Below are 7,922 nucleotides of genomic sequence, written 5' to 3'. Positions count from 1 at the left end.
CGACACTCGGGCCTTCGGCCTGCACAGCCTCAGCCCACGGCACGAAAACGGCCCACCAACTCCATCGGCGGACCGTCACGAAACTTCGAGGCTAGAGCCAGTCGCGGCGCTTGAAGATGACGTACAGGCTGGTGCAGACGACCGCCATCAGGACGATCGCGAAGGGGTAGCCCAAGAGCCAGTGCAGCTCCGGCATGTGGTCGAAGTTCATGCCGTAGATGGTGCCGACCAGGGTCGGGGCGAAGAGGATGGCGGCCCAGGACGAGATCTTCTTGAAGTCATCGTTCAGGTGGACCTGACCTGCAGAAATGTGAGCGATCAGGTACCTGGCCTGCGTTGATCCTTCTTTCCGTTCTGTCAGGCTCGTACCCGCTTGGGTAGTCGATTCTCCCCACGCTCTCCCCAGAGCTGCTCGTACTCCCCAAATTCTCCCCAGAGATGACCCGAGCTGCGGCCACTGGCGAGGGGGAGCCAGTCCAACTGGGGCGCGGCCGTGTGCACGCTGAGTGGCTGCCGTAGGCAGGGCAGGAGCCTGTCTATTGGTTCGTCGTCTGCCGGCATCGTCCGTGCTGAGGGTGATCAGCACGGTCTGGAGGACGGGGGTCGGGGGTCGGGGTATCTGGCCCTGGCTTATACCGACCGCCGGAGCCGAAGGCAGGGTGCGCCAGTGGATGCGTTGCCCACCTCCGAGAGGGGTGGGTAATGTATGTGCCCTTATGCCGTCTTGGTCTGCTGTGATGTGAGGAATCCCTTGCCCCCTTCCATCGCTGTGAGGACTGTCGGGAGTGGGTATGCCTGACACCGATCTTCTGCGTGCCAGCCGGGACGGTGATCAGTTCCATTACCACTGGGCGGCTCGCCAGGCGCTGAAACTGCTGCTTCCCGACGCCGATCTGACCGCGATCGCTGTCGAGGGTGTGTCGCCCGACGACACCCAGGGCGAAGCTGGCGAGGACGTAGTCGACATCGCCGAGTACTACGGTGCGACCGGCCTTCATGAGGCCAACCGTGTGGTGTACCGGCAGCTGAAGCACTCGACCGTACAGGCCACGGAGGAGTGGACTGTGTCGGGTCTCTCGAAGACGGTCAATGGGTTCGCGGAGAAGTTCAGGCAGATTCGTCAGGAGTCCCCGGGGCTCGAAGAGAAGGTGACCTTCGAGTTCCTTTCCAACCGACCGGTCCGCGAGTCCGTGCTTCGAGCGATCGAGGTCCTGGCAGCCGGTGGAGAGCCCGGTGAGTATGCGCACGAAGTCAAGTACCTCAGGCAGTATGCGGACTTCTCCGACGATGTAGCCGGTGAAGCCGCGTTCTTCAGTCGCCTGGAGGTGGATGCCACGGCCCCGGGCCTGTTGCGCCTCGAAGGGCTGTTCCGGCTGGACTTGACCGGTCTTCTTCCCGGTGCCCCGGATGTGCAGCCCCTGCTGCTGAAGGAGATGATCACCAGACGCGCGACCTCGCTCGAGGCGAACCACGTCGTTGAACGCTCGACGGTACTTGCCGCTCTCGGAGTCCCACCTGAGCATGTGCTGCCCGCGCCTAACCTCATCGACCAACCCGGGCATGTCATCGTGACGGACCAGACTCGCGCGATCGTCGACGACATCGTCGGACTCATCGGGCGGCCCGTCGTCGTTCACGCGGCCGGTGGCGTGGGCAAGTCGGTGCTCACGACACAGATCGAACCGAATCTGCCTTCCGGCTCGGTCACACTCGTCTACGACTGCTTCGGAAACGGTGGGTACCGGCGTTCCAGCTCACCGCGCCATCAACATCGCCAAGGTTTGGTGCAGTTGGCGAACGAGCTTGCTGCGCATGCCCTTTGCGATCCGCTGATCCCGGTCGGCACAGCTCAGCCGGCCGACTACGCGAGGGCGTTCATGGCCAGGGTCCGGAGCGCTGCGGAGGCTGTCACGGCCTCCGCTCCCGGGGCGCTCCTGGTTCTTGTCGTGGACGCGGCTGACAACGCGGCGCTCATCGCGAACGACGGTGGGGAGCGGACCTTCGTCACGGACGTGCTGCGCGAGACACTGCCGGACAACGTGCGGCTCGTGATGTTGTGCCGCAGCGAACGCATCGATCTGTTGAACCCGCCGCCCAACGTACACAGAATCGAGCTCGAGGGCTTCGGCGTGGCCAAGTCCAAGCAGCATCTTGAGTCGGTGTTCGGGCCGGTCTCGGAGGCACAGGCGGCCGAGTTCCATCGGCGTACCGGCGGCAACCCTCGGATCCAGGCCCTCGTTCTGGGCATGGCCGCGGACATCGAATCCTGTCTGGTCTCTCTCGGGGAGGCGAGGCACCCCGACGGCTCCCTCTTCGACGAACTCCTCCAGGACATGGTGGACCGGTGCAAGGACGCCCACCACCTGAGCGCGGAGATCGACCGTCTGTGCGAGGCCCTGGCCGCGCTCCGGCCGAGGTTGCCCGTCAAGGTTCTGACCGAGCTGTGCGGAGTACCGGCCGCCCTCGTGCACAGCTTCGCGGCCGATCTCGGACGCCCGCTCCTCGTCGACGGTGACACGCTGCAGTTCCGTGACGAACCGACCGAGACCTGGTTCCGGACGAAGTACCGTCCCACCGGCAACTCCCTGATCGATTTCATCGACCGACTGACCCCGCTCGCCGCCGACGAACCGTACGTGGCTGCCAGTTTGCCCCAACTGCTCTGGGAGGCCGGCCAGGTCGACACCCTCGTCGAACTCGCGATGACCGACGGCGCCCTACCCGAGGGCGATGACCTGGAACAACGGGAGATCGCCCAGCAACGGGCCCAGTTCGCTCTCAAAGCCACACTGCGCGTGGGAAAGGAGTGGGAGGCAACCCGGCTGGCCGTCAAGGCCGGCAGCCTGACCGCCGGTCACTCCCGCCGCCTTCAACTGCTGCGGTCCAACACCGATCTGGCGGGGCAGTTCCTGGATGCCGTCACGATCGAGGACATCGTCGCGAACCGCAGCCTCGTCGGCGACTGGCCCGGCTCCAATCTTCACTGCGAGGGCGCCCTTCTCTCGTTCGCCGCAGGCCAGACCGACTTCGCCCGCAGTCGGCTGCGCAGCGCCTCGGAATGGCTCAGGGCATGGGTGCAGCAGTCGGACGACGACGATGCGAACCGGCACCGAGTCACCGCGACGGATATTGCCGAGGTCGCCTTCGGGCTTCTCAACACCGACGGCGTAGAAGCATGTGTCAGCCATCTTGCTCGGTGGAGCCCCAACTGGGTGGCCTTCGAGGCCGGACTGATCATCGCCACCCGGCTTGCCGACTCGGGCCGCACCGAGGATCTGGAGGCTCTCGGCCTTGCGGCCGTGTCCTTGAAATACCTTCAGCTCGCGGTCGCTTCTGCCGCCTGGCAGGCCAACTTCGTCTGCCAGGCGCCCCTTGCGCGGCGCTTGGTGAGAATGCTGAAGCGCCAGCGCCGATCCGTCTCCGCTCGTCGGCACCAGGGATACTCCGAAGAGAACAAGGAGCTTCCAGCGGTCGGTTGGATCGTCGCGATGGGCCTGCGCCACGGACTTCTCTCGGACGGGGAAGCCGAGCGGATCCTGCGGCTGAATCTCCCCGGCGACCTGGGTAGGGGAGCCGGAAGCCGCTGGGGGCGCGGCACCGACACGATCACGCTGCTGTGCGGCTTCGCGTTGCTGTCGAAGATCCGGAGACAGCCCTTCGACGTGGACGAGTTCGCCGGCGAAGACGTCCGGGAAGCGCGAAAGAAGCCGCACACGTACTCAAGTACCGAAAACGACCACAAGCAGAATGTCGTGCCCCTCGGCGCCTGGGCGAGCCTGTGGATCGACTGCCTCGTCGGAATCGTCAGCGACACGGAAAGTCTTTTCCCGGAACTCGTACCTCCTACCACGTCCCACCGGACCCTTGAGGAGGTGCCCCACTTCCTGCACAGAGGCATTGCCGGGCTCGGCGTCCGGATCCTAGCCTTCGGCTCGTCCGAGGGAACGCGCCAGCAATTGCTCGACTGGTACCGAGGCGCGCAGCGGCACCTTCCTGATGGGGTCCTCATCGACGCTGTCCGAGCAGCTGCTCCTGTCGATGAGTTGCAGCACATCGCCGTCGAACTCGCTGAATCCGTGGCCGCTTCGCTCGATGCGGCTAAGGAGAGTGCCGAGTACAAGGCGGAGCAGATGGTGAAACTTACTCGCGCCGTCCAGCGATTCGACAGAAGCGAAGCTCACGCTTACTTCACCCAGGCGATCGATCTGACCGACCGCGTGGGCGACGACGTACACGCGTTGTGGCGGGCCTTCCTCTCCGTCGCCCGCCGAGCATCCGACGGCAATCACGACGACGACCGTCGTGCCTATCGCGTCGCCCAACTCACCGAAAGCCTGGAACCCTACCTCGGGGACGCAACGAATCACTCCGAGGTACTGGCCGCCATGGGCCGCTTGAGCGCCACGACCGCGACGACCGTCGCCTCCCGCTGGCGCGACCGCCGCTTGTGTTCCGTGGGCTCATTCATCCAGGCACTGCTCGACACAGAGGCCGGCCCGCTCGCTCCGTCCGCCGTCACCGCCGCAGCGCTGGTGCCGTTCGACGAGCACCGCGTCGATGAACTCCGTCTCGTCGAACGAGCACTGCGCGAGACTCCGGGCGACGGTGAACGTATCGCTGGAACGTTGGGACAATTCCTACGGCCACGACGCTTCAGCAGCGCATCCTTCGAACGCCTCGACCGGACCGCCGCCGAACTGGACGTCGACATCTCCGGAACACTGCTCGCCCCTGGCAAACGCCACATCGCCTTCCCCGCATCGGGCGGTTACAGCTCGGGCCGATGGACCCCGGACAATGAGCAGGACGCAGCGCGAGCGGCTCGTGCACGGCAGGCCGAGGACGCCCTGGCAGAGTGCGACTTCTCCACCGCCGAAGGCTGGGAGCAGGCCCGCCACCTCGTTCGCACGTCCGACCACCTGCTGTATATGGAGCAGGTCATAGCCCAAGCAGTCAGGGTGCCCCTGCGTGAACTCGACGACATGCTCGCCGCGTTCCAGTCCCATCCCAACCTCGACGCTTTCGACTACGCGCAGATGGTCAAGAAACTGGCCGCTCTGCCGCTGCTGCCACGAGCGGCGCGCCAGCAATTGAGGCATCTCGCGGACACGGCCGCGACCCGGTTCAGCCGGGAGTTGACCACCAAGGTCTACGACCCCATCGGCCTGTCCGAACTCGCTCGTCTGGCCGACGAGCGCGATGCGGATCTGCTCTCGACGGCTCTTCGAGAACTCGGTTCGCAGTCGGCCGTGCTTCCCCCCGAGGAGTGCTATCACCTGGCAGCCCGACTTGCCCCACGCCTTACCGGTCAGCAGGCGCAGGTTGTCCTCGACGAATTCGGCACCATGCTGGCTGACCTCTGCCCCGAGGATTCGGGCGACGGTGGGTTCGCCGACCTTCCCACTGGACCGACCGGAGTCGTGGAGTGCTTCGCAGGCTATCTGTGGGCAGTCCTGGGTGACCCCGAGCAGGACGTCAGGTGGCGGGCCGCACACTGTGTCAGGCTCCTCGCCGAACTCAACTGCCAAGAAGAACTTGACGCCCTCCTACGATTCGCGCTCGGCACGATCGATGTGACTCCGTTCCATGACGCCCGTCTGCCTTTCTACGATCGACACGCCCGTCAATGGCTGCTCTTCGCTCTCGCGCGGGCCGCTCAGAACCCCGCGACGCATCGGACACTTGCAGAGTTCGAGCCCTTGCTGCGGAGAGTGCTCTTCGACGACGGACCGCACGTTGTGATGCAGGAGAGCGCGAAAACGATCTGTCTGGCCCTCGCCTCGTCCCGCCCTGAGATCCTGAGCGCAGAGGAACTCGCCGCCGTACGCGAGATCAACATCCCGACGGAAATCCTCACTGAGTCGTGGGAGGAACGAGAGGCAAGAAATCGAAGCCGTATGGAGGACGAAGCCCACGAATCCGAACCGAGCGACTTTCGCTTCTTCTGGGATTTCAAGGATGACTGGTGCAAGCCCCTCGGCGAAGCCTTTGGGGTCTCGGAGGAGACCGTCATAGGTCTCGCTGGGCGCACGATCACGGACACCTGGCGGCTCCCCTACCGCGGCACCCACGAGGACGACCCGCGCCACACCCTCAGGCTGTACAAGGACGGGAACACCTTCGCCTACCGTACGACCCGGCCGGACGCCGACGACCTGGACTTCTACCTCACGACTCACGCCCTGTGGACCGTGGCCGGGGAGTTGCTCAAGGTTCATCCCGTGTACCGGGACAGCGAGGCGGACATGGACCTGTTCACCGACTGGCTTCGTGATTTCCGCGTCACTCGAGACGACGGCAGGTGGCTTGCCGACCGACGGGACCCCTCACCGCAGAGCGTCTTGAGAGGAAAGAACGAATCCCCGGACGCCGACTGGGTCTGGCGGCTGAACAGCAGGCACTTCAGTGAGCGTCTCTTGGCGGGTGACGGATGGGTCACAGTCTGGGAGAGCTCCGATGACGCGGGATACGAAGCTGAGCAGAGCGTCCTGATCCGTAGTGCCCTCGTCATTCCCGAGAGGGCCAGGGCACTGGTACTTGCCCTACAGACAGCCCCTTCGTACATGGGCTACCGCATTCCCGATGCCAATGACAGCGACTACCAGTTCGACGTCCAAGGTTTCCGGCTCACCGGTTGGATCGTCGATCCTGATGGGCGTGAGGGGATGGACAGTAAGGATCCGCTGGCCGCAGGGATCAAGTACCCGCCCTATATGCCTTCTGATGAAGTCATCGATCTGCTAGGGCTGGAAGCGGACGCAGATATGCGCGAATGGACTCGGGCCGGTGATATCGCTCTTCGTAGTACCTACTGGGACGATACTTCTACGACCAGTTCGGACCGCGTGACGGGTACTCAGGGACGGCGGCTGGAAATTCAGCGGGACGCCCTTCAGGAACTGCTGGCTCTGGCCGGACACAGCATGATCGTCGAAGTGATGATCGACCGCACACACAAAGACCACAAGCAGAGCTACACGACGAGGTCCCGCCAAAACGATGACGAATCCCTCCCCCCACGCGAACGGTCCTACAAGATTTACCTCTTCGATGACTCCGGAAGATGCGGCGAGCTTTGAGCGGACCCTCGAACTTGGCAGGGAGATCGCCGACAGTCTCTCTGAGAGTGATGTCCTGGGCCGCTGGATGGCCCACCGCATCGGTGACTTGATCGTGCAGGCGGAGAACGCCACGGGAGCAGAGGCGGACGGCGTACGCCGCGAAGCGACGACCGTCATCCTCGCGCTCTGGGACCACCGGACGGCATTCCCGTCCCCGACTCCACCGCTGCGCGCGTTCGAGCCCGTGTTCAGGGCATTGGAACGACTGAGCGAGCCCCAAGACCGCTGGAGCTTTTACCGGATGTTCCCGTCTGGGAGTGAACCCAGTGAGGACGACATGGTCGGAGCACCGCTACTTCGGGTGGCGCTGAGCCTTGAGGAGACCGTCCGTGGCGTGGCAGGTGAGATTGTCGCGCTTGCTGCTCAAGAGGCCGACGACAAGGAGGCCAAGTGGTTGAAGCTCTCGGAGCATCTCGAACGGGACGAACAACGAGCGGCGCGGGACGCCCTCCTTCGGCTGGCGCGCACCCTCAAGGCGTACACCGATGGTGAAGATGACGATCCGGCCGCACGCACAGGGCTCCCGAAGCTGATCGCTGCTCTGCAACGTGCCGAGTCACAGCTCGCAGAAGCTCGGCGGGTCCTCGAAGACGGTCTGCCCGCGATGCCGTCGGAGCGTGAACCCGACGGGTCGGTGTGAGGGTAGGGGCCTTTTTGAGGAACGGTCTTCCGGTCCGCAACTGATCTGCTGCCACGGGGGTACCTGCTAGCCTCGAAGTTTCGTGACGGTCCGCCGATGGAGTTGGTGGGCCGTTTTCGTGCCGTGGGCTGAGGCTGTGCAGGCCGAAGGCCCGAGTGTCG

General features: G+C 64.5%; 3 protein-coding genes. 2 read left to right on the top strand and 1 reads right to left on the bottom strand.

Annotated features, from left to right (window positions below; genetic code table 11):
- Positions 1 to 91: 91 nt before the first annotated feature.
- The gene (locus tag ACFWM2_RS40375) at positions 92 to 586 is read right to left on the bottom strand and encodes a CorA family divalent cation transporter (RefSeq protein ID WP_383291379.1); all 495 of its coding nucleotides are present in this window, start codon (positions 584 to 586) and stop codon (positions 92 to 94) included.
- 205 nt (positions 587 to 791) lie between these two features.
- Between ACFWM2_RS40375 and ACFWM2_RS40370 the strand changes: the two genes are divergently transcribed.
- Both ACFWM2_RS40370 and ACFWM2_RS40365 read left to right on the top strand, forming a co-directional pair.
- Positions 792 to 7,079, top strand: coding sequence for a hypothetical protein (locus ACFWM2_RS40370; protein ID WP_383291377.1), 6,288 nt, complete (start codon positions 792 to 794; stop codon positions 7,077 to 7,079).
- Positions 7,051 to 7,761 (top strand): hypothetical protein, encoded by a 711-nt coding sequence (locus tag ACFWM2_RS40365; RefSeq protein WP_383291375.1) that lies wholly within the window; start codon positions 7,051 to 7,053, stop codon positions 7,759 to 7,761. Before ACFWM2_RS40370 ends, ACFWM2_RS40365 begins: the two co-directional genes overlap by 29 nt.
- Positions 7,762 to 7,922 lie beyond the last annotated feature (161 nt).

Origin of the sequence: Streptomyces sp. NPDC058371, assembly GCF_042723265.1 — a bacterium.
GTDB lineage: Bacteria > Actinomycetota > Actinomycetes > Streptomycetales > Streptomycetaceae > Streptomyces.
The sequence above is the reverse complement of the archived record's forward strand: the minus strand, read 5'-3'. Positions and strand labels throughout refer to the sequence as shown.

Coding starts and splice junctions, on each gene's coding strand:
- ACFWM2_RS40370 (WP_383291377.1), top strand. CDS start 792: ATGCCTGACACCGATCTTCTGCGTGCCAGCCGGGACGGTGATCAGTTC.
- ACFWM2_RS40365 (WP_383291375.1), top strand. CDS start 7,051: ATGACTCCGGAAGATGCGGCGAGCTTTGAGCGGACCCTCGAACTTGGC.